This window comes from Catenulispora pinistramenti, from assembly GCF_018274385.1.
GTDB classification, from domain to species: Bacteria; Actinomycetota; Actinomycetes; order Streptomycetales; family Catenulisporaceae; genus Catenulispora; species Catenulispora pinistramenti.
The window spans coordinates 1-21,730 of the sequence record NZ_JAAFYZ010000118.1; the positions used below are offsets into that span (position 1 = coordinate 1).

At 68.2% G+C, this 21,730-nt stretch carries 14 protein-coding genes, 1 tRNA gene and 1 pseudogene; 6 read left to right on the forward strand and 10 right to left on the reverse strand.

The window, feature by feature from the left end; genetic code table 11:
* Positions 1 to 845 precede the first annotated feature (845 nt).
* From KGQ19_RS28755 to KGQ19_RS28765, 3 genes are all read right to left on the reverse strand, one after another.
* Positions 846 to 1,763 (reverse strand): PhzF family phenazine biosynthesis protein, encoded by a 918-nt coding sequence (locus KGQ19_RS28755; RefSeq protein WP_212014551.1) that lies wholly within the window; start codon positions 1,761 to 1,763, stop codon positions 846 to 848.
* 31 nt (positions 1,764 to 1,794) lie between these two features.
* Complete coding sequence (locus KGQ19_RS28760; protein ID WP_212014553.1) at positions 1,795 to 4,512, reverse strand: AMP-binding protein; 2,718 nt, start codon at positions 4,510 to 4,512, stop codon at positions 1,795 to 1,797.
* Positions 4,513 to 4,604: 92 nt separating this feature from the next.
* A complete protein-coding gene (locus KGQ19_RS28765) occupies positions 4,605 to 4,922 on the reverse strand; it encodes a hypothetical protein (protein WP_212014555.1) in 318 nt (105 codons plus the stop codon).
* An 849-nt stretch (positions 4,923 to 5,771) separates the two neighbouring features.
* On the opposite strand from KGQ19_RS28765, the gene KGQ19_RS52115 reads away from it, so the two are divergent.
* Positions 5,772 to 6,713, forward strand: a complete 942-nt coding sequence (locus KGQ19_RS52115; RefSeq protein WP_212014557.1) for a S66 peptidase family protein — start codon at positions 5,772 to 5,774, stop codon at positions 6,711 to 6,713.
* 560 nt (positions 6,714 to 7,273) lie between these two features.
* Here the strand turns inward: KGQ19_RS52115 and KGQ19_RS28775 are convergent.
* Entirely contained in the window at positions 7,274 to 7,645 is a 372-nt protein-coding gene (locus KGQ19_RS28775; RefSeq protein WP_212014559.1) for a hypothetical protein, read from the reverse strand.
* A gap of 135 nt (positions 7,646 to 7,780) precedes the next feature.
* Positions 7,781 to 8,455 carry an AAA family ATPase gene (locus KGQ19_RS28780; protein WP_212014561.1) on the reverse strand — a complete coding sequence of 225 codons (675 nt, stop codon included), beginning with the start codon at positions 8,453 to 8,455 and terminating at the stop codon, positions 7,781 to 7,783.
* 159 nt (positions 8,456 to 8,614) lie between these two features.
* Between KGQ19_RS28780 and KGQ19_RS28785 the strand changes: the two genes are divergently transcribed.
* On the forward strand, positions 8,615 to 8,905 hold the full coding sequence (locus KGQ19_RS28785; protein ID WP_212014563.1) for a hypothetical protein: 291 nt from the start codon (positions 8,615 to 8,617) through the stop codon (positions 8,903 to 8,905).
* A complete protein-coding gene (locus tag KGQ19_RS28790) occupies positions 8,883 to 9,386 on the forward strand; it encodes an NUDIX domain-containing protein (protein WP_212014565.1) in 504 nt (167 codons plus the stop codon). The genes KGQ19_RS28785 and KGQ19_RS28790 overlap by 23 nt, the downstream gene beginning before the upstream one ends.
* Before the next feature lie 186 nt (positions 9,387 to 9,572).
* On the opposite strand, the gene KGQ19_RS28795 is transcribed toward KGQ19_RS28790, so the two are convergent.
* Positions 9,573 to 12,356, reverse strand: a complete 2,784-nt coding sequence (locus tag KGQ19_RS28795; RefSeq protein ID WP_212014567.1) for a helix-turn-helix transcriptional regulator — start codon at positions 12,354 to 12,356, stop codon at positions 9,573 to 9,575.
* A 280-nt stretch (positions 12,357 to 12,636) separates the two neighbouring features.
* On the opposite strand from KGQ19_RS28795, the gene KGQ19_RS28800 reads away from it, so the two are divergent.
* Positions 12,637 to 15,876, forward strand: coding sequence for a glycosyl hydrolase family 18 protein (locus KGQ19_RS28800; protein WP_212014569.1), 3,240 nt, complete (start codon positions 12,637 to 12,639; stop codon positions 15,874 to 15,876).
* A gap of 441 nt (positions 15,877 to 16,317) precedes the next feature.
* Here KGQ19_RS28800 and KGQ19_RS28805 read toward each other — a convergent pair.
* The 4 genes and pseudogenes from KGQ19_RS28805 to KGQ19_RS28815 all read right to left on the reverse strand — a co-directional run bounded on the left by KGQ19_RS28805 (position 16,318) and on the right by KGQ19_RS28815 (position 18,659).
* Positions 16,318 to 16,390: transfer RNA gene (locus KGQ19_RS28805), tRNA-Leu, on the reverse strand.
* A 282-nt stretch (positions 16,391 to 16,672) separates the two neighbouring features.
* Entirely contained in the window at positions 16,673 to 17,209 is a 537-nt protein-coding gene (locus tag KGQ19_RS50085; RefSeq protein WP_230419602.1) for a GOLPH3/VPS74 family protein, read from the reverse strand.
* A 53-nt stretch (positions 17,210 to 17,262) separates the two neighbouring features.
* Positions 17,263 to 17,511, reverse strand: a pseudogene (locus KGQ19_RS52990) (GPP34 family phosphoprotein); the annotation flags it as partial.
* A gap of 152 nt (positions 17,512 to 17,663) precedes the next feature.
* Positions 17,664 to 18,659 carry an Lrp/AsnC family transcriptional regulator gene (locus KGQ19_RS28815; RefSeq protein WP_212014571.1) on the reverse strand — a complete coding sequence of 332 codons (996 nt, stop codon included), beginning with the start codon at positions 18,657 to 18,659 and terminating at the stop codon, positions 17,664 to 17,666.
* Positions 18,660 to 18,771: 112 nt separating this feature from the next.
* Between KGQ19_RS28815 and KGQ19_RS28820 the strand changes: the two genes are divergently transcribed.
* Entirely contained in the window at positions 18,772 to 20,268 is a 1,497-nt protein-coding gene (locus tag KGQ19_RS28820) for a carboxylesterase/lipase family protein (RefSeq protein WP_212014573.1), read from the forward strand.
* 125 nt (positions 20,269 to 20,393) lie between these two features.
* Entirely contained in the window at positions 20,394 to 21,701 is a 1,308-nt protein-coding gene (locus KGQ19_RS28825; protein ID WP_212014610.1) for an alginate lyase family protein, read from the forward strand.
* The last annotated feature ends 29 nt before the right edge of the window (positions 21,702 to 21,730 follow it).

A 21,730-nucleotide genomic window follows, 5' to 3' on the forward strand; every position in this document is an offset into this window, starting at 1 on the left:
CCACCAAACTCCACCCGCCAACGAATCCCGCCCGCCGACCGGCACATCGCGAACCACATCGCGAACCACATCGCGGACTCCCGAGCAAAGCGCGAACTCCCAGGCAAACGTTGCCTGACACGGCACTAGCTTGTGGCCGAGGCCGCCTCCGGCGGCGCGGACCATACGCAAGTAGGGAGCACGGAAGTGTCGCAATCCTCAGCGGGCACTCAGTACGCCGCCGAGACCGCGCAAGCCGGAGCGGCTGCCCAGCGGGCCGGCCTGGCCTCTTCTTCCCCAACACCAAGCTGGGCGCATGGTGGAAGGCCAAGGACGCCGGCTCGCTGGTTGATGAGTTCGAAGGCGGCCTGGTGAGCGTGAAGGCGGCGGGGCGGCAGAGGTGTTCCCGCGCGCGGCCTTGGCCCGTGGCGAGGTGCTCAAGTTCAGCTACCTGACGATAAGCGCGGACGGCATCGTGCAGAACAAGGACATCCTCCCCTGGAGCCAGATTCCGCGAGGTGCTGGTCAAAAACGGAAAACGTCCAATTCTACGAGGTAGACAGGCCCAAGTCTCGGTACGGGCTGCCGGTGGGCTACTTCCCCAATCTCCCGCTGTTCCTCACCCTCGTTGAGGAGCTGCGCGCGCAGGCACGGTGACTTGCTGGTGCCGCCTCGACGCCCTGGGTGCTCTGCACGACGTCCACCAGGACCTTCGAATCTCCGGCTCGCGCCGAAACCATTCGCAGCCGACGTCGGCCACGTCAAGGCTCTGCTGATAGGCTCCCGGCCGCGCCTCGACCCTGGGGTCGTCGGATCCGCCTCAAGGCTCCGCTTCGGACGGCCGGCTCTCCTGAAGCCGGATCGGCCTATATCAGGGTCCCGGACAAGCCTGGATCCACGGCCGCGAGCTGCGTCGCGACGACGGTCCCCACAACATTCCACAAGCCGCTCGAGTTCACCCGGCACGACGCGGTGGCGGACACCCGGCCGCGGTGGTGCGAGACGAGTTCGAGCACGCCGCCCCGGGGCGAGGCCTGGAAGGCCCGCAACCTGCGCAGTCCGAGCCTCTTGGTCCAGTACGGGTACAGCGCGCAATGCGCTGAGACGCAGACCTCGTCCTCGGGTATCGCTATCCGCGGCGCGAAGTACCGGGACACGATGTCGTATTCTTCCTGCTTCGCCGCGTCGGGTGTCGAGTATCGCGCGGTGATGATCACGCCGCGGCAGTCCAGGTCCTCGATGGCGGCGGCCTCCGGCTCGAACTTCATCACCTCCTCGGGGGTGTCCAGCACGGCGAGATAGTCGGCGTCGGCGACCAGGCACTCCTTCGGCCGCCGGCCCAGCGTGGCGGCGAGCTTGTCCGCAGCTTCCGGCTTCATACGGTGCAGTACGGTCTCGGGAAAGGTCACCGTCACCCGGTCGCCGTCCCGGTCGGCCGTCAGCACACCCGCGCGGGAGTGCCACTCGACGGACCGGCCCGGGCCCAGCAGGGTCAACATCCACTCGCTCGCCGCCAACGTCGCGTGGCCGCAGATGCGCAGTTCGCAGTTCCGGGTGAACCACCGGATGTTGTAAGCGCCGGCGGCGGCCCGGTCGGTCACGAACGCCGTGACCGGCTCGTCCATCTCCCGGGCGAGCCGGAGCAGGCTCGCGGTGGGCATTTCCTCCGCCAACTGGACGACGGCCGCCGGATTGCCCTCGATCTGGCCGAACACACAGGCGTCGACGATCGCGTACGGCGCCTTGCCCGACGCGCCGGTTCCCTGCTCGTATTCCCCGTTCATCTTCTCCCCCTCTCGTGTTCCGGGCCGCCGCCTATCGGCGGATCCCGGCCTCTCGCGCCTCGACCAGCGTCCTAACCCGATCGAGGTTCTCCGGCTTGATCAGTGCGTAAGGCTCCTCCTGGAGTGCGGGCACGGCGACAGTGGCGTATGCCCGCGTGCCGATCACGGCCGCTCGGCACACCGCTAGATCGGATACGTTGACCGCCTCCCGTCCGAGCTCGAAGATCGCGTCGGTGTTCACCGCGAGGCACTGCGCGTCGCCGTCCGGGATGTCCCTGGCGTACACAAGGGCTCCGGTGTCCCGCGTGCCCAGATGATCGGTGACGCGCCCTTCCGCGTACGTGTACGAGTGGTACGGCACCCCTGCCAGGTACTCGGATCGGTGCACCTGAGCGTAGGCGTCGGTCGCCAGCATCAGGGAGTTCGCGTTCATCTCCGAGATCCAGCCAAACACCGAGTCGTCCCCGAACGTCGAACGCTCGGCCCAGTCGACGTCCGCCACGGCCGGCGCCTCGGGTCCCACGACGACGAATGAGTACACCGGGTGCCGAGTACGCCGACCGCCGAGAGCTCGCGCCACGTGAGTGGCCGCCACGCCCGACTCAGAGGGGGCGTTGGTGAGGTCCACCTGCCCGCTGGTGATGAAGGACAGCGTGTACGCGGGCAGGGCCACGGTGACGCGCCGTGACACCCGGGCGATCTCGGCGAGCAGTATCGAGAGGACATCGTGCACGGACACACCCGTGAAGTCCGGCAGCGAACTCTGGACGACGAGCAGGTCGACGCCGTCACAAGCCTCGTCGAACAGCCGGCCGAACTCCTCGCGCAGAGCCGCGGGACCGACCGCCGCCGGACCGGCCGCCGGACCGGGCCCAGGGGATCGCGCCGTGCGGCTCATCCCCGCAGCGGCCTCGGAGAGGGTGACCCCTCCGGCGAGCGCCACCTCCGGCGACAGCAGAAAGCCGCGGCCGGCCGCCGCCACCTGTACTTCGAGGCGCCCGAGAGAGTCGAGCCCCAGATCGTGCAGCGGTTCGTCCGCAGCCGGTACCCGGCCGATCACGCCGGCCAGGACCTCGCGGAGCACCTGCTCGGCGGAGGTGCGCGGCGAGGCGCCGACCGCTGCGCCGCGGGCCGACGGGACGCGATACAGCGAGCTGACGGGCGAGCCGGTGGCGTGCGGCGCGCCGTTGCCCGACTCCGGATCACCCGGGCCGTCCGGGCCCGGCGAATCCGCCGATCGCCGTGCGAGCACCAGCAGGGCGGCATCGTCCGTTTTGCCGTTCGCACTCGCCGGCAGTGCGGGCAGAGCACGCAGGCGACGGATCCACCGGTCCTCCGGCAGACGCGAGCGCACCCGCCTTCCGAGCTCCGCGACGTCCACCGTGCCCGGAGTCACGAAACACTCCAGCGCGTCGGCTGTGCCTTCGCCGGACCCCGGCACTGCGACCACCCGGACCTGCTCGCACCGGCCGGCTTCTCTGATCGCTGCCTCGATCTCGCCGAGTTCGACCCGGACGCCGCGCAGCTGTACCTGCCGATCGCCTCGGCCGATGTATTCCAGGCCGCCATCGGCGAGCACCCGCACCATGTCCCCGGTGCGGTACAGCCGCTCCGCACCAGGCGTCGCTCCTTCCGCGTCCGGGACCAGGAACCGGTGCCGCGTCTCCGCATCGTCACCGACGTACCCGCGGCCGACCTGGACGCCGCCGATCCACAGTTCGCCGACCTGCCCGGCCGGGACCGGCTCGAGCTCGTCGGACAGCACGTACAGGTCGACGTTCGGCATCGCGGTGCCGATGAGGTTAGGCAGCGGGTCAGGCTGCTGCGAACAGCGGTGCCAGGTGACCGCGACGCACGTCTCGGTCGGCCCGTACGAGTTGACCAGCACTGTGGCGGGCAGGACCCGCGCCACGTCCCGTCGGAGCCCGTCGGGCAGCGACTCGCCGTTGCACACGATCGTCGACAGGGAGCGCAGCCGGTCGGCCATCGGGGCGACCGCCTCCAGCAAGCTGACGAACGGACGCAGCAGCGTGGGCACCAACTGGAGAACCGTCACCTCCTGCTCGATCAGGTACTCCGTGACCGGGATCAGACCGCCGGCGATCGGCCGCAGCGGAACGACCATCCGGGCGCCGCGTACCAAGGGCAGGAAGATCTCGGGGATGGAGAAGTCGAACGAGGGGCGGGAGAGCTGTGCGATGCGCGCGTCGGGGGTGACCGACAGCTGCTCGCCGTACCAGTCCAGCAGGTTGGTCAGCGCCGCCATCGGCACCGCGGCGCCCTTGGGCGCACCGGTACTGCCGGAGGTGTGCATGATGTAAGCCAGTCCCGCGCGCCGCGTTCCGGCGAACCGCTCCACACCGGTGACGGCGGGCTCGCCCGAGGCCGACAGCACCACACGGGCCGCCGCGTCGACGCGCTGAACGATCTGCGCCACCCGCGCCTCCGGCTCCGTCTCCGCGACCGGCACGAAGTGGCAGCCGTGTGCCAGGGTCGCGAGCACGGCGACGACATACCCGATGCCGCGGCCGCCCTGGACGACGACCGCCGAGTCCTGCGGAACCTCCGACGACACGAAGCGCAGGCGCAGCTCGTCGACCCGGTCCAACAGCCCGGCGTAGGTCACCGCCGCGTCGCCGTGGACGACGGCGATCCCGGCGGCATGCCGTCGCGCCGCGGCGGCGAACTGCTCGTACACCCCGCGACCGTCGGCGGGCGCGCGGCGCCCGCCGGAGACGATCGGTCGCATATCAGGATAGGAACTCAGCACTTGGATACACCTTCTCTCGTGCGGAAGCCGGCGACGGCCGCCATGGGTGCCACCGCTGGATGGACCGACGTTCAGTGCGTGCGGCCGCCCGCCGTCGCCCCCGGCTGCCACCAGGTGGAGACCGGGAAAATGGCGCGACCGCGCTCCGCTTTGGCCGTCACCGAACCGATTTCGTAATCGATCTCATCAATGCCCTGTGCACAGGCCCATTCGATGGGCGCATGGTAAAGACATTCGAAGCACGAGCTCAGCCTGTCCTCGAATTCTTCGAATCCCGCGCACAGCGCGCGCAGACTGACGCCCATACGAAAGAACAGCGCAAAGCCGGTGCGGCTCTCCCCGTCGCAGCCGCGGACGACCAAGCCGTCCTCGCCGGCGAAGCCGAGCAACTGCGTGAAACGCGTTCCGGCCTTCGCGTCGCTGTAATCCTAGCCGTATTTTCTCTTGTCGTGGCCCTGGAGCCTTACGATTTCCTCGCCCATCGCCGCCGGTCCCGCCGAAAACGAGATCGTGCGCCCGCTCCCGGCGAACCGCCTGCGATCCCGCCGCACACCCCATCGCTTGCGGGAACTCAGGCTCGCGAGACGGTGCTCGTACGAAGGACCAGGCGGCGCAAGGACCACGCGCTCATAGCCAGGGCGGTCGTTCGCGGCGGCCGCCTCGATGTGACTGATGCGCCTCGGCATGTCGAAGGCCACTCCCGGAACGACCGACATCAGACCGTGCAGGCCCACGCTGACCCAGTTCAGGGCCCAGCTCGGCGCACGTGACTCGTCCGATCACGGCTCGTCCGCGAAGCGCTCCAGCAGCGCATTGATATTGCAGCACGGCGAGGGATCCGTGGTGTCCGTGGCCTACCAGGCGACCGCAAACCGCGGTCGCGCGCCTTCGAGTCCGACCATCACCGACGGCTCACCGGTCAGAGTCGATTCGTTGGCGGAAAACCACCCGTGCGTCTCGAAAAGTACACGGGGACCAGCGCGCTCCATTTGCGATGATCGATCTCGTCGACGCCGTGAAAGACCCTGCGACTACTATCACGATAGTACGCTTTCTCCGCGCGGACCGACCTGCGCCAAGAGCGAGCCGACGTCCGCGAATCCGGGCGCGATGGTACTGGAGATCGACTCGACAATACGCAGGATTCGAGCCGCCGCACCCGACACCACAATCACGGTACGGGTTCTTCGGACTTTACCATCGCTTGACCATTCATCATCGCCTCATAGACTTCAACAGTGCTCTTCGAAACCTCATCAGCCGTTCCGGCGCCGGTCCCGCGCGGGGCCAGGGTGGCCGTGATCGCACCCGCCGGACCGGTCCGTCCCGAACGCCTCGAACACGGCTGCGCCCTGCTGCGCGGGCTCGATCTCGAACCTGTTCTCGGACGACACCTGCTCGGACCGGTGAGCGGATACCTGGCCGCCGAGGACCGGCAACGGGCCGCCGATCTCGAGGAGGCCTGGACCGATCCGGACATCCACGCCGTACTCTGCGCGCATGGCGGATACGGTTCCGTACGCATGCTGGACTTGCTCGACTGGGACCGCATGGCGCGGGCCGCCGGGGGCCGGCCGACGCGGGCCAAGCCGTTCGTGGGTTCCAGCGACGTCACCGCCCTACACCGGGCCTTCGCACTGCGCCTCGGCGTGCGCACGCACTACGGCCCGGTCGTCGCGGGGCCGATCCTCGGCGCGCCGGATCCGTGCCCGGTGACCGTCCGCAGCTTCGCGGGCGCCTTGTTCTCCCCGGAGGAACCCGTCGAGCTGTCGGGCGGACGGTGCGTCGTCCCCGGCCGGGGTGAGGGCACCACCCTCGGCGGCACACTGAGCCTGATCTGCTCGCTCGCCGGGGCCCGCGAGTCCGGCTCGGCCGCGGGCGCCGTCGTACTGCTCGAGGACGTCAAGGAGGGGCCCTACCGGATCGACCGGATGCTCACCCAACTCGTCCGCAGCGGCTGGTTCGCCGGCGCGCGCGCAATCGCCTGCGGCTCCTGGGAGGCATGCGGACCGGCCGAGGAGATCGACGCCATCCTGGCCGACCGGCTCGGCGGCCTCGGCGTGCCCGTCGTCACCGGCCTGCCCTTCGGCCACGGGCCGACGCAGTCGACCGTGCCGCTCGGCGCGCACGCCGTGCTCGACGCGGTGAGCGGCGTGCTGCGCGTGGACCCTCGGCGATGAGCGTCTGACTCCAGACCTGCGCGTGCCGGGCGCAGGTCCTGGCACCCTTGGCCCAGAACACGGAGTCGGCCTGGCGTCCATCCGGGTAGACGGCGTGCCCGCGCTGGGTACGCAGGGCATCGGCGACGATCGTCGCCCCGGCGATGTCGACCCGGTCCAGCAACAGCGCGAACCCGGTGACCTCTTTGGTCTTCGCGGCCACATCGACCCGCGCCAGGACCAGGCCGTCCGCGTCGACCGCCGCGAGCGGGTGAATCTGGTCGCCCTCGGCATCGGTCGCGCCACTCACCACCTCGCCGTCCACGGCCACCGTGGAGGCCGCAGACTCACTGAACGACGAAACTCCCGCTGCGAAGGTCTGTGGAAGGACCCTCCGTCATACGGGAGCTTCGCCACGTTCAGCAACACAAACGGCCCTTAGACCCCGTCGAGATCAATGCGCCGCAATACATATGATTCGACGCCACACGTGAGTCCGACCGGCCGGATCAAAGCTTCGCCCAGTCGTTACCGTTGAGCGTCAGGCTCTTGTCTTCCGCGATGGATGAAGACTTTTTCTGTCAGGTGTTGATATCGACTTCACCGATGCACCACGGCTCGCCGCCGGCCCACCAGGAGTTAGGCCCCGTGCCGGGAACATAATTAGTTGCTGGAAGCCCGAGGCCCCAATAGAAATCCACCCAGTTGCTGCCGTTGACGATGTAGTCCACGTTGCATACGTTCAAGGTTTGCGAGTAGGTGAGACATATGTTGATGCCACTGTATTCATGGACGTCCACCTCGTTTCCGCAGTAGTTGACCACCGAGCCCGCAGGGCGGACGCCACCGGTTGTCGTGCTCGCGTGCGCGGGCGATTGCCCGGCCGCGATCAGGGCTGCACTCGCCGCGGCTGCCGCGGCCAGCCTGGTGGCTTTCTTCACTGTGCCATTCATCTATCAATCCTCCGGTCGCTCGACTAGTAGCTGCTACTGACGCCTAGGGATGGAATTTCCAATCACGCTGGATGCTATGCCTATCAGTTTGAGGTAGCAGCCCATGATCGCAGCATAGACAGGGCGGCGGAAACGTCAAGTAGTTCGTGTGAATCCGGCCGCTGAAGGCCGTACGGAACCGCGGTGTCGAGGTCGCGCAATATAAGCTTCTTGCGATGAGAAATCGCAGATCAACAAATTCTGGCCCCGCGCGTTTACGTTGACGACGCTGTGACCGCACGGCGCTTCGCCGCCGCCGATCGGGGTGCGGCCGAAGGGACGATCGCAGGCCGGTTCGGCCCTGTCGGCATCCCCGTCGCTGACGACCCTCGCAGCTGCCACATATCCATCCTCGAATGACGTACGGGTGCGGGCAGCCGTCGCGGACCCGGCCGAAGCCGGCAGCGTGCTGGAACAGGCCGCCGACGAACTATTTCCTTCCGGTCTCGGCAGTTTCGCTTCAACGCTGATCTCGGGCAAAATCCTACTTCCGTCAGGCCCCTCAAGCTCAACGGTGTTATTTGCCAGCTTGGCCGAGTAACGGCGCACGTCATAGTTCTGAAGAACAAACTGAACCTGCGCTTCATCCGCTCCGAGGCGAATATCTCCAATGGGAACAGGTGGGCCTCCAGGTTGGAGGAACTGTGCCGCCCGCAACAGGGCAGACTTGCCGCTACTGTTTCGACCTACAATGACATTGATATGAGCCAGCTCAAATTCAATATCCGCAAAGCTCTTCCAGCCCTGTACCGTGATTTTTTTGATACGCATAGGCGGATTATAGGGCAACCGTGACCTCTAGTCAGGGCTTTGGTGTCCGCCCGGTCGTTTGTCGACACAAGTGGGCGGCTACACAAGGCTCCAAAAGAGTCGCGAGCGTCAAATCGTCAGGCATGACCCGGCGGAGGTGTCCCTCTGCGTTATCGAGAGATGACCCCCACGCTGGCCGACATTCATGTGGCAAGAGGGCGGTACGACGAAGCCTGCGCGGTGGGGTCTGAGATCCTGGACCGGACGGAAGGCCTGAGTTCGGTACGCGTGCTACGGCAGCTGGCCATCTTGCAACAGCGTCTGGAGCCGGTGGGCGCCAAGGCAACCCGGGAGTTTGCTGGTCGGCTGGGCGCGACGTTGCAGGAGCGCGCCTGGTGGTACACCTGGGCCCAAGACGTGACTGACCGCGAAAGTGAGCCCGACACCCATGGTGGACCCAACCGGCCCTGAAGCTTGGAACGCCTACTTGGCTGAAGGCAACGCCAAACAAGCCCGCAAGCGGGTAGCGGCGGATGTGCTCTTGCACGACGGCCAAGGGCGCATCCTGCTGGTTGACCCGACGTACAAGCCGGACTGGGACGTGCCGGGCGGGATGGCCGAAGCCAACGAGCCGCCCCGGGCCGCAGCCCGTCGTGAGGTGAAGGAAGAACTGGGCCTCGACATTGAGCCGGGTGCTCTGCTGTGCGTTGACTGGGTGGCACCGCACGGACCGTGGGACGACACGCTGGTGTTCGTCTTTGATGGCGGCGTGCTTTCCGACGAGCAGCAAGCGGGACTGAGACTTGGAGACGGTGAGCTGCGGGCGTACCAGTGGTGCCGGCCGGACGAGGCAGCGACGCTGCTGCGACCGTATGTGCGGCGGCGGATTGCGGCGGCGCTCGATGGGCTTAGGGATGGCAGCACGGGCCACTATTTGGAGGATGGGCGGTAGAGACAAGCCAGGGGGTTGAGATGTTCTGGCGCAGTCCTATTGAGAACAGGCCCATTGGCCGCTCGAATCGTCCGCTTGCGTCGCGGCAGAGGGAATCTGGCCGGTGCTGGCCAAGTGTTGGCACCACTCGTTCAGACCAATTCCGAGAGCGTCCTTAAGGGCGCGTTCTCGTGTCGGCACACGCGATCACCGCCACCGGCTTGCGGCCATCGGATCGGAAGTGGAATCAGCAGTCTCCGGCTCCATGTCGAAGATGTGCTTCGCCAACCGGGTTCGAGAGCTGATACCCAGTTTCCGGAACACCTTGTGCAGGTGGTATTCGACCGTTCTCGTGCTGATGAACAGCCGTGAGGCGATCTGAGGGTTCGTGGCGCCCTCGGCCACCAGCCGGGCGATCCGCAGCTCCTGGGACGTCAGGTCCGCCGGCGCCCGCGGTGTATCCGCCCTGGTCCGCTCGCCTGACGCCGCCAGTTCGGCGCGGGCGCGCTGCGCGTACCCGTCCATCCCCATCCCGGCGAGCTCCACATGGGCTTGGCGAAGGTGTTCCCGCGCCTCGGTGAGGCGATTCTGCCTGCGCAGCCATTCACCGAACAGCAGATGTGCGCGGGCGAGGTCCGGACGCAGCCGGGTGGCGCCGAAGCGGGTGATCGCCTCGATATAGAGTTCCTCGGCCACGCGGCCCGAACTCAGCAGGGCCCTGGACCGGGCCGCGATCCCCAGTGCCCAGTCGCTGCTGCCGACGGCGGTGGCCTGCGCCAGCCGCTCCATCGCGGCCGAGGCCTCCTTCGGGCGATCCGACCGCATCGCGGCCTCGACCAGCTCGCTCAACGCCCAATTGCCGAAGCGCTGCGCCGGAATGTCGTCGGCGGCCCGGCGCGCGGCCTCCCGAGCCTCCTCATAGCGGCCGAGTCCGTTGAGCAGCAGCGCCGCGGCCCAGTCGATGAAGGTGGTACCCACCCCCTCGCCCCGCTGCACGGCGTCCTGCCGTCCGGTAGCGATGAGCCTGGCTGCCTCGGCCTCCCGGCCGGCGTACGCGGCCGTCCCGAGCGCGCCGTAGGGCGCGATACGCCCGCCCGTGAGGTCTGCGACCATGGCCTCCTCCTCGGCCAGAGCGGCCGCGGCGGACAGCTCGCCGGTGAACAGGTGGAAGCCGGCACGGGTGTTCAGAGCGACCGGCATGACGGCGAGCAGCCCCGCCTCGCGAGCCAGGCTCAGATGCAGCGCCGAGGAATGATCCCAACCGCCGAGGTCCCAGAGCAGGCCGGCGGCGTGGCCGACCGGCCAGAGCCAGCGGAGTTTCGCCTCGGCCGGCACCGCTTCGTCGTGGAAGGCGTCGAGTGCCAGTCTGAGGGGTTCGGCTCCCGCCGCGGCGCCCTGCGTCACGAACGTCACGAGGCCGGCCAGCAGCAGATCGGCCGGCCGCTCGGAGACCGGGGCTCGGCACGCGGACTGAAATGCCGCGCGCGCCACCTCCAGTACGCTGCCGCGATCGGCTTCCCGCCCGGCCAGCAGGGCCGCGCAGAGCGCTTCGAGGTAGGTCTCGCGCGCCGCGAGGCCGTCGATCGGTTCGAGCAGGAGTGCCGCGTCGAGCAGCAGAGGCGGCGCCGCACGGCCGAAGCTGCGGGCGAACGCCACGTGTCCGCGCAGGATCAGCGCACGCGCCTGTTGCCGTGGCTCGGTCAGCTCGGTTTCGGCCACGGCGACCAGCGATTCCGCCGCGTCGATCCCGCCGGCTTCCAGTTTCGCCTCGGCGGCGTCCAACTCCCGCACGGCGCGCGTGGCCGGATCGGACGTCAAGGCGGCGGCACGCTCCAGAAAGGCCGCCGCGGCTGCGGCGCCGCCTCGGGCCCGGGCCCGGCCTGCCGCCTGTTCGAGCTCTCCGGCGATCACCTCGTCGGTTCCCGGCGCCGCCTGTGCCCGGTGCCAGGCGCGACGCTCGGGTTCCCGCGCCGGGTCGATGAGCTCGGCCAGCACAGCATGCGCGCGCCGGCGGTCCTCGACGGAGGCGGCCCGATAGACCGCCGAGCGCACCAGCGGGTGGCGGAAGACGACGCGAGTGCCGATCTCCAGGAGCCCGGCGTCCCGGGCGGCGGTGACCGCCTCCTGGCCGATGCCGAGACGCTTGGCCGCCCGCCAGAGCGCCACCGGCGATCCGAGGGAGTCGGCGGCCGCGGTGAGCAGCAGCAGCTGTGTGGCAGTCGGCAGGGTCGCCACCTGACGGCGAAAGCCCTCCTCCATGGCTCCCGGTGTCCCCGACAGTTCCAGGAAGCTGTATCCGCCCGCGAGTTCCACCGCGGTGAGCCGGCGCGGAAGTTCCAGCAGGGCGAGCGGGTTGCCTCGGGCCTCCGCGACGACGAGGTCGCGCACCCGCGGGTCCAGGGGCCCGTGCACGGCCTGTGCGATCAGGTCTCGGGCGTCGGTGTCGGCCAAGCCCTCGACGGTCAGCTCCGGGAGCCCTGCGAAGGTGGTGTCCGCCTCGCGGGACGCGAACACCAGCAGGGCCGACTCCATCAGCAGTCTGCGGGCCACGAAGGCCAGCACCAGCGCCGACTCCCGATCGAGCCACTGCGCGTCGTCGACCACGAATAGCACCGGCCGCTCCCGCCCGGCTTCGGACAGCAGGTTCAGCGTGGCGAGTCCGACCAGGAAGCGGTCCGGTACGGTGCCGTTCTCCAGCCCGAACGCCACGCCGAGCGCTTCGCGCTGTGGGGCCGGAAGCCGGCCGCGCAGATGCAGGATGGGTGCGCTCAACTGTTGCAAGCCCGCGTAGGGCAGTTCCCCTTCCGACTCCACGGCCGTGAGGCGGATAAGCCGCAGGTCCTGCGCCAAGCTCACCAGATGCTCCAGCAGCGCCGACTTCCCGATTCCCGCCTCGCCGCGGATAACCAGGGCGGCGCTGTGGCCATCACGCACCGATTCCACGAGCGTTGAGAGCCTTCGGCGTTCGATGTCGCGTCCGAGCAGGGCCATCGTCGCTCCCTCCGGCATCCGTGTCCGACCGGATACGTCACGAAACCTAATCGCCCTGCGCCTCGGCGACTATGTCGGCGGTGCGTTCCGTTCGAGGTCTGTAAGGAGGTCCGCGCTCCGGCGAAGACTGTGGGATTTTCGGATACTGCGACGCGCGGGGAACGCCGACGATCGGTGTGGGCGACGAACGACCCCGAATCAGAGGTCTTCCACAGGCGCCACGATGGGCGATCGCCCACAGCCTGGCAGCGGCCCGATCGACGGACAGAAGGAATTCACGATGCTCAGTCACGCATCGACGAGACCGCCACAGCGACGCCTCGGCGTCCTGCTGCTGGCGGCGGCGATGATCGCGAGTGTGATCACGGCGCTCGCCGCGGCACCCGCGCACGCCGCGATCCAGGACCGCCCGGCCTGGACCTGGAACATGCAGGGTGCCACGGCGGACGGTCAGAGCAAGTGGACCACGGTGGTGGGTCCGCGGCTCATCCAGGGCCAGAACGGCCCGGTCGTGGCGCTACAGGAGGTGGGCGCGGGTCCACCGCCGGTCGCGCCGGGCACCGACCAGAACGTGATCTCGGGTGCCCAGTTGGCCCCGCTGCCCGCGACCATAACCGACGCCCTGCCGGCGGATCCGGCAGCCCAGCAGGTCCGGCACACCCAGTGGTCGTATGGCGGAGTCCTGCACGACGTCTACTTTCTGCAGACCGACGCGAACGGCGGCACGTGGACCGGCGGCCGGGTCAATCTGGCGATCGTCACGCCACGGGGCGCTGATGACGTGGTGATCATCCCGACGCCCGAGGGCGCGGCCACCGGCGGCGCGGTGCGGGCGGCTCTGGGCGTGCGTCTGGGTAACACCTGGTACTTCAGCGTCCACGCGACTTCCGGGGGCGGAGACAACGTTCCAGGTCTGTTGGACAACATCAACGCGTTCGTCACCGCCCGCAACGCCGCGGACCCGCTCGGGGAGGAGGGGCTGGTGCTCGGCGACTTCAACCGTGTTCCGGGAGGGCTGGACCTGCTCCCCAGCGAGCGGATCGTCGCGAGCGGGATCAGCACCCAACGGAGCGGAGGCGAGCTCGACTACGGGATCGTCATCGAGCCGGACCTGATCTTCCCGGCCGGCCTGGTCGCCAGCCAACCGTTCGCCACCCTGCAATCCGACCACCAGCCCGTGAGCATCCAGCCGCCCGGGAATCCCGCCCCGGCGTTCGCCGCGGTCCCGGTGTACGCGGTCCACCAGATCATCGAGAACGTCCAAGCCGGCGGCGTGTTCGACGTCTACAACAAGGGCACCGCGAACCTCACGCCGATGGACAGCTACGCGCGCAACGGCCAAAGCAACCAGGCCTGGGACGTGTTCGGCTACCCAGACGGCTCCGAACGCTTCGTCGGCGTCGGCAGCGGCCGCTGCGCCGACATCTCCCACAGCAACCAGAACCCCGGATCCGGCACGGCCCTGTCGCTCTACGACTGCTCCGACCAGGCCAGCCAGCGCTGGATGCCGATCTATACGGGCAACAGCCAGTTCGAACTGCAAAGTGTGCTGCTTCCCTCGCTGTGCATCAACGTCTCCGGGGGCCAGACCGACCCCACCATCGCCAGCGACCTCATCCTGTACAACTGCTCGAACACCCCCGACGAGCGGTTCTTCTTCAACGCGGCCAGCCCGAGCACCAGCGTCGACTCGACCGTCAACCCCCTGGCCTATCTGCCCGCCGCCAGTCCGGTCACGGTGGAGAACCTGTACAACGGCGGGGCGATGGACGTGCAGAACAACGGCACCGCCAACAACACCGAGGTCGATTCCTACTCCCGCAACGGCCAGAGCAACCAGGCCTGGTCGATCGCCGCCAACCCGGACGGGACCGTCACCTTTCAGAGCCAGTCCGCCAGTCGCTGCCTGGACATCCACAACAGCCCCAGTGCCGCTTTGGGACGCGACCTGGTCATCTTCAACTGCACGGGCCAACAGAGCCAGAAGTTCTTCCCCATCCCCTTGACCGACGGACAGTGGGAGTTTCAAAGCGCGCTGGCGGCGGTCGTGGGTGCCTGCATCGGAACCGCGAACGCCACCGCCGGAAACCCGCGCTCGGGCTATGAGGCGATCAACACCTGCAACGGCTCGGCCACCCAGATCTTCGCCCTGACCCCGTACGACCCCACCGGCACGCCCTCGCTACCGGTAGACCCGGACTTCAGCAAGTCCTACGTCCTGCCCAACCTGCCCAACGCCGCGGTGCCCACGCAGCGGGTGGGCTACTACACCAGCTGGTCCACCTACGCCAACGCCTTCTACCCCAAGGCCCTGGACACCGAGGGCATCGCCGGCAAGCTGACGGTGCTGGACTACGCGTTCGAGAACATCGACCCGACCAATCTGACCTGCTTCGCGGCCAACCAGGCGGCGTCGACCGACCCCAACACCACCACCGGCAACGACGGCTCCTCCGACGCCTACGCCGACTACCAGAAGGAATACGCCGCAGCCGACAGCGTCAACGGCGTCGCCGACACCTGGAGCCAGCCGCTGCGCGGCAACTTCAACCAACTCAAGGAGCTCAAGACCAAGTACCCGAACCTGAAGATCCTGCTGACCCTCGGCGGCTGGACCTACTCCAAGTTCTTCTCCGACGTCGCAGCCACCGACGCCTCCCGCAAGAAGTTCGTCTCCTCCTGCATCGACATGTACATCAACGGCAACCTGCCCCAGCTCGGCTCAGACCCGGCCGGCGGCACCGGCGCGGCCGCCGGGATCTTCAGCGGATTCGACATCGACTGGGAGTTCCCCGGCAGCCCCGACGGCCACCCCGGCAACCACTACTCGGCACAGGACGGCGCCAACTTCACCCTGCTGCTCAACGAATTCCGCACCGAACTCAACGCCCTCGGCAGCGGATACATGCTCACCGCGGCCCTACCCTCCGGTCCCAGCGAAATCAGCAATCTGAACATCCCCGCCATCGCATCCAGCCTGGACCTCGGCGACGTGGAAGGCTACGACTTCCACGGGGCCTTCGAAACCACCGGACCGACCAACGCCCAAGCGCCGCTCTACGACGCACCCGCCAGCCCCGCCTTCGGCACCAAGTTCACCGCCAACGACGCGGTCAGCAGCTACATCGGCGGCGGATTCCCCTCAACGAAACTCACCCTGGGCGTCCCCTTCTACGGACGAGGCTGGACCGGGGTACCCGACGGCGGCCAACACGGCCTCTACCAAACCGTCACCGGTGCCACCGCCGCATTCCCCTACTCCCAGCAAGCCGGCGTCGCCGACTACAAGGAACTCGAAACCGCAGGACTGCTCACCAGCAGCAACATCTTCTACGACAGCGACTCGCAAAGCACCTGGGTCTACGACGGCACCAACTTCTGGAGCATCGAAACCCCGACAAGTCTGGACATCAAACGCCAGTACATCCAGCAAATGAACCTCGGCGGCATCATGATGTACTCACTCGAAGCCGACGACGCCACCACCACCCTCCTCAACGCCGCCACCGGCATGAACTGACCCGAACCGCCGCCGTCCCGGGGCTGGAACCACCAGCCCCGGGACGGCGACTTCAGACCCGGTGGCATGCGGGTCCGGGACTGCACACTCGCCACGCAGCAGCACCATCCGGGCCCGCGCCGCTACGTCCGGCGGCGTATTGGGGGAAGCCGCCAGCTCGCGAAGCTCCGCCTGCTGTTCCTCGGACTGTTCCATCCCGTAGGCTCCTGCCGTACCAGATGATCAGTGTAACGTGACAGGCTCACAGATCTACTGGCAGATGACACGGAACTGCCCCACAGTCGGCAAAAACGGATTTACCCTGGGGCTCCAACCGGCGACACGTCAACACCAGGTCTGACATGCGGAAATGCAACATCCGAAGCGTCGCCGGCTGGAGGCCGCCTCGACTTCGCGCGCCGAAAAACACCCAATGACCTGCGGAAATACGTCGCAGGTTCGTGCCCCCGGCGGGATTCGAACCCGCACTGGCGGCGTCCTGAACGCCGTGCCTCTGCCGTTGGGCTACGGAAGCTTGTGTTGCTGGTTGGACTGGCGGCAATAGGAAAGGGCCGCCCGGCCGGAGGTTTCCCCTTCCGGCGGGCGGCCCTTGGACCGTCACTTGGTGACGGTCAGGCCGAGATCTCCTCCGGAAGGCGTGCAAGGGACAGGGACCGGAGGACGCACAGTCGGGTCGCTTCGACGGTCATGTCCCTGCTCCTTCCTTCGGTCTCGGCTTCGGAACTGCTTTGGTGAGGACAGTTTGCCGGGTTCGCAGAGTGCGGACAACTGATTTATCCGAACCGGGTGCGACCCCTCAGTGGTGGTGGTGGTGGCCGCCTCCGCTGTCGGAGGTTCCGCTGTCGTAGCTCGATCCGGAGCTGTGGTGGCTGTGATGGGCCGACTGGCTCGATCCGGAATCGTGGTGGTGTGGGTGGTGGGTGCTGTGCTGGGACGCTTCGAGCCTTTCCCGGTGGTGGATCTCCGCGGACAATTGGCTTGTCAGCCCGTCGATGCCGTCGGACAAGGCTTGGCCCACCCCGTTTGCGAACCTGGTGTCGACGGCTTCGACGGCGGCGCCCGCGGCCCGGGTGGCGCCGGTGACCTGTGCGTAGTCCTCCAGACGAGCCAGACGCCCGCGGGCTGCCCTTCCGAACACCCCCCGGTAGAGGTACCGGTCCAGGCCGCACGCGCGCACGACGGCGGCGAGAGCCCGGTCGCCCGCGTCGGCCCCCGCCTTGCCGCGCGCCGTCTTCCCGACGCGGGCCAGCGCTTCGGCGCGCCGATCCCGGTCGAGGATCTCGATCCGCGTGGAGGCGTAGTAAGGGAGCTGGCCCTCGACGCGCTGTTCCATCCCCGGTCGCGTATCCGGAGAGCACCCTGATCGGCGAGTATGGTCAGGTATCGCCTGATCATCCGGAGACCCGGCGGGCCCTCCCGCAGCCAGACCTCCAGCGCAGTGTTCTGCCTGTTCTCATGGAGCCAGGCCAGGACCTCGTCCAAGCGCTCGACCCCGACCGGGGTCGGGTCCGAGACCGTGATTCGACCGCCGCCCAGGCCGATGCGCCCGGCCATCGTCAGCTCGATCAGATCTGTCGCCCGTAGCGCGAACCTGATTCGCTCGACTACCCGGACGCTCCCGCTACGCGGGTTGATGCGAGCAGCAGCAGGTCTTCCCCATCGTCATGACACGGAGGATAGAGGCCCTTGATGCACTGTGCGATCGACTCCTGGTGGGGGGACGGGACGGCGGTGGACGGCAACCCGTTTGCCGCCCGGCGTGATTCCTGAACTATCCGGCCGGTGATTCATCCGGCCGTAGTCGAGGGGCGGACGCGGCCGGTGCGCTTGACCGACGTGAGGATCGGCGTCACCTCCAGGCTGCGCAGGTCCTCGAGGGCGCCGACGGTTGTGGTGAGGAAGTCGTAAAGCGCGCTGAGGTCTTCGGCGGCCACGGCCACCAGCAGGTTGGCGGCGCCCGTCGTGGCGGCGGTGAACCGTACTTGGGGGTGGCGGCTCAGTGTGTTGCCGGCCGCTTCCAGGGTCGCGGGGCCGGTGGCGATCCACAGCAGCGCTTCGCTGGCGATGCCGAGCAGGCCGAGGTCGACTTCGCACGCGAGGCGGACCATGTGCGCGGCCAGGAGCGTGTCGAGTCTGCGGCGGACGGTTGACGCGGATGTGTCCAGCAGGGCCGCGAGTTCGCTGTAGCCGGCCCGGGAATTGACGATGAGCTGGTTGATGAGTGCTTCGTCGAACGGCTGGATCGCCGGCGCCTCAAGGGGATCGTGCTCGATGGACGTCATCGCCTCGAGTTCGTGCGTGCTCAGCAGTCCGCCGCTCCAGGCGAAGCCCGCCGGGAACACCTTCATCAGGTCGTAGGCGTCCCACGACAGCACGTCGGCCGTGGCGGGCAGGTCCCGCAGCAGCAGCGTGTTGCGGGCCTCGGCGCCGTCGAGAAACAGGACGCTGCTGATCTCGTTGCCGCCGCCGAGGATGTCCACCCAGATCGTGTCCGGACGCCGCGCCAGCCCGGCGGCGATCGCCTTGATCCGGCTGGGGCGGCAGCGGATGCGCAGGACGATCGGCACGATCCGGGGGAAGCGTGCGGGATTGCGCACCGCGGTCGGCCGGAGCGTGCCGTCGTGGAGCAGTGGCGCGGCCCGGCGCACGATCGTGCGCTCGGACAGGCCGAGGAAGTCGCCGATGGTGCGCCACGACGCCCGCGGTGCGGCCATCAGCACCGCGGCGATCCGCCGGTCGGTCTCGTCCAGCGGCGAGCGCCGCGTCTGTCGTGGATCCGCCATATGAGGCACCTCTTGTGTCCGCTATCGATCAGAGTAGGCCATATCCTCGATAGTTTCCTCCGCTCAGCGATACACCAGAGACGTCCCCACCAACGTGAAGAAGGTGACATCGATGAACATGCTGAACCGCCCGATCGCCGACACCGAGTCCGGCAGCGTCCAGGGAGTCCTCGAGGACGGCATCGCGGCGTTCCGTGGCATCCCGTATGCGGCCTCCCCGGCCGGCGATCTCCGCTTCGCCGCCCCGCAGCCGCACCCGAAGTGGACGGAGCTGCGCGACGCGTCCCGCTCCGGCCCGGCCGTCCCGCAAAGCGCCTCCCGACTCGAAGCCGTGATGGGCCGCCGCACCCCGGACTGGGACGAGGACGGCTCGCTCACCCTCAACATCTGGACGCCGCAGCATGCTGACAAGGCCTCCGAAGCGCGGCCCCGGCCGGTCCTGATCTGGTTCCACGGCGGCGGCTTCTCCAGCGGCTCCGGCGGCTGGGACTGGTACGACGGCCGCAGCCTGGCCGACGCCGGTGACATCGTCGTGGTGACCGCCAACTACCGCATCGGCCCGCTGGGCTACATGTATCTGCCGGAACTCGGGGTGGCGAACCTCGGCACGCAGGACCAGGGCGCCGTGCTCGACTGGGTCGCACGCAACATCGCCGGCTTCGGCGGGGACCCGGAGCAGGTCACCGTCGGCGGCCAGTCGGCGGGCGCGTTCTCCAGCCTCTACCTCGCCGCGTCCCCGACCACCGGGCCTTTGGTCAAGCGGGTCATCGTGCAGTCGAACCCCTTCGGGTTGGCACCGCAGGACCCTGATGCGGCTGCGGAGCACGCGCGCCGGTTCGTCGACATCCTCGGCCTGACCGGCAGCCTGGACCTGCTCGGCGCGCTCCGGGCCGTCCCGGCCGAGCGGCTGCTGAGCGCTTACGGACAACTCGCCGGAGAGTTGTCCCGCCCGGGCGACGTCGCGCCGCCGATGTATCCGGTGCTCGGCGGCCCCGGGATGCCCGCGGTGTGGGAGCAGGCGGTCGCCGACGGTGGCTTCGACGGCAAGCAGATCCTCACCGGTACGACGAAGAACGAGATGACAGCGTTCTTCGGCTTCGATCCGCGTATCTCAGCACTCAGCGATGAGCAGGCCCGTGCGATCGTGGACGGACAGGTCGCAGACGGCGCCGAGCGGTACGACCGCATCGCCGCCCGGTCGAGCAGTCACAGCAACAGCGACGGTAACGACCCAAGTCACGGCGCCGCGCCGCGCGACGTCCTCACCGAGCTCGTGACCGAGATCGTCTTCCGCGACGGGACGCTGGCCATCGCCGACCATCAGGCCGCCGCCGGTTTCGACACGTACGTCTACGAGTTCGACTACACCCCGGGCGACGACCCCGCGCACCTCGGCAGCACACACTGCGCCGAACTCCCCTTCTTCTTCAACACGATCGACGCCTACCCCGACTGCGCCATGCTGGGCCGCCCGACCACGGCGACCCGCGAACTCGCCGCGAAGTTCTCCCACGCCGCCGCGGCCTTCGTCGCCACCGGCCGCCCGGCCGACGACGACTGGCGCCGCTACGAGTCCGGCGACTCCTCGACCGTCCGGCACCTCCTCTGAACCCTGAAACGCGTTCATTGACGCGCCCGGTCTCCGGCGCGACACTGGGCCAGCAGTATTCATAACCCTGTCACCATTTCACATATGTGAAATATCCATGCTGGGCGGAACAGGAGACCTTCGTGATACGCAGACGCACGACATCCCGGATACTCGCAGCCCTCACCCTCGTCGCCGGCTTGCTGGTGCCGTCGGCTGCGGCCTCCGCCCAGCAGAGCCCGCAGCCGGCCGGGGCGGCGAGGGCTGCACACGGCTTCCAGATCCCGCAGACCGTTGTCCTCAACGGCGTCCAGATGGCGGTGACGCGCGAACTGGTGCGCGCCGGGGTACCGGCCTTCAAGACCCCGCTGGCCGAATTCCGTCAGCAGGCTGACGCCGCACTCACCACCGGCCCCTGGTCCGTCATGGACAAGCCGGAACTGCCGCCGAGCAACGACAAGCACGACTACCTGAGTCAGGCCCCTTACTGGTGGCCGACCACGCCCGCCACCACCGCGAACCCGTGGGGCTGCCCGTACGTGCAGAAGGACGGGGTGCGCAACCCGGCGATCGACGACATCACCGACCACGCCGAGCGCGGCGAGATGTTCAACGCCGTCTATGACCTCACGCTGGCCTGGTACTACACCGGCGACCCGGCGTACGCGCAGCGCGCGGCGTTGGACCTGCGCACCTGGTTCGTCAACCCGGCGACCCGGATGAACCCGAGCCTGGACTACACGCAGTTCATCCCCTGCATGGTCAGCGGCCGGGGCATCGGCATCATCGACTTCTCACAGCAGTTCACTGACATCCTCGACGCCGTCGCGCTGCTGAACACCGGGGCGCCCGGCTGGACCGGCGCCGACCAGGCCGGGATGACGACCTGGAACAAGCAGTTCCTGACCTGGCTGCAGACCAGCAAGAACGCCTCCGACGAGGCCGCCTCGACCAACAACCACGGCTCGTTCTTCGACATGCAGGAGGCCGCGCTCGCCCTGGCGACCGGGCAGCCCGCGCTGGCCCGGTCGATCGTCGTGACAGCGGAGAGCAAGCGGCTGAACGTGCAGATCGCCGCGAACGGGGGGCTGCCGTTGGAGCTCTCGCGCACCCGCAGCTTCCACTACTCGACGTTCGACCTGGTGGCCCTGACCCGGCTGGCGATGATCGGGCAGCACGTCGGCGTCGATCTGTGGCACTACAGCACGCCGGACGGCGGCACGTTGTTCAAGGCGGTCGACTTCGTCGTGCCGGCGGCCACGGGACAGGCGGCCTGGACGTATCCGGAACTTCAGTTCCAGGCCTTCGCCGCCGTCGACGTGGTGCACGCGGCGGCCGATGCCGGGGATCGGACGGCGCGCGCCGCTGTGGCGAAGCTTCCGGTGCCTCCAGGTGGGGATTTGTGGCTGCTGCGGCCGGCGCCTGAGCAGTTGGACCCGATCAGCGGTTCGTGACTGCCAGGAACTCAGGGCAGGAACTCAGA

Bases quoted from the DNA above. Each gene is read 5' to 3' on its own strand.
- KGQ19_RS28815 (WP_212014571.1), bottom strand. From the start codon at position 18,659: ATGGCGGATCCACGACAGACGCGGCGCTCGCCGCTGGACGAGACCGAC.
- KGQ19_RS28820 (WP_212014573.1), top strand. From the start codon at position 18,772: ATGAACATGCTGAACCGCCCGATCGCCGACACCGAGTCCGGCAGCGTC.
- KGQ19_RS28790 (WP_212014565.1), top strand. From the start codon at position 8,883: ATGGTGGACCCAACCGGCCCTGAAGCTTGGAACGCCTACTTGGCTGAA.
- KGQ19_RS28775 (WP_212014559.1), bottom strand. From the start codon at position 7,645: ATGAATGGCACAGTGAAGAAAGCCACCAGGCTGGCCGCGGCAGCCGCG.
- KGQ19_RS28785 (WP_212014563.1), top strand. From the start codon at position 8,615: ATGACCCCCACGCTGGCCGACATTCATGTGGCAAGAGGGCGGTACGAC.
- KGQ19_RS28755 (WP_212014551.1), bottom strand. From the start codon at position 1,763: ATGAACGGGGAATACGAGCAGGGAACCGGCGCGTCGGGCAAGGCGCCG.
- KGQ19_RS28780 (WP_212014561.1), bottom strand. From the start codon at position 8,455: ATGCGTATCAAAAAAATCACGGTACAGGGCTGGAAGAGCTTTGCGGAT.
- KGQ19_RS28795 (WP_212014567.1), bottom strand. From the start codon at position 12,356: ATGGCCCTGCTCGGACGCGACATCGAACGCCGAAGGCTCTCAACGCTC.
- KGQ19_RS28760 (WP_212014553.1), bottom strand. From the start codon at position 4,512: ATGCGACCGATCGTCTCCGGCGGGCGCCGCGCGCCCGCCGACGGTCGC.
- KGQ19_RS50085 (WP_230419602.1), bottom strand. From the start codon at position 17,209: ATGGAACAGCGCGTCGAGGGCCAGCTCCCTTACTACGCCTCCACGCGG.
- KGQ19_RS28800 (WP_212014569.1), top strand. From the start codon at position 12,637: ATGCTCAGTCACGCATCGACGAGACCGCCACAGCGACGCCTCGGCGTC.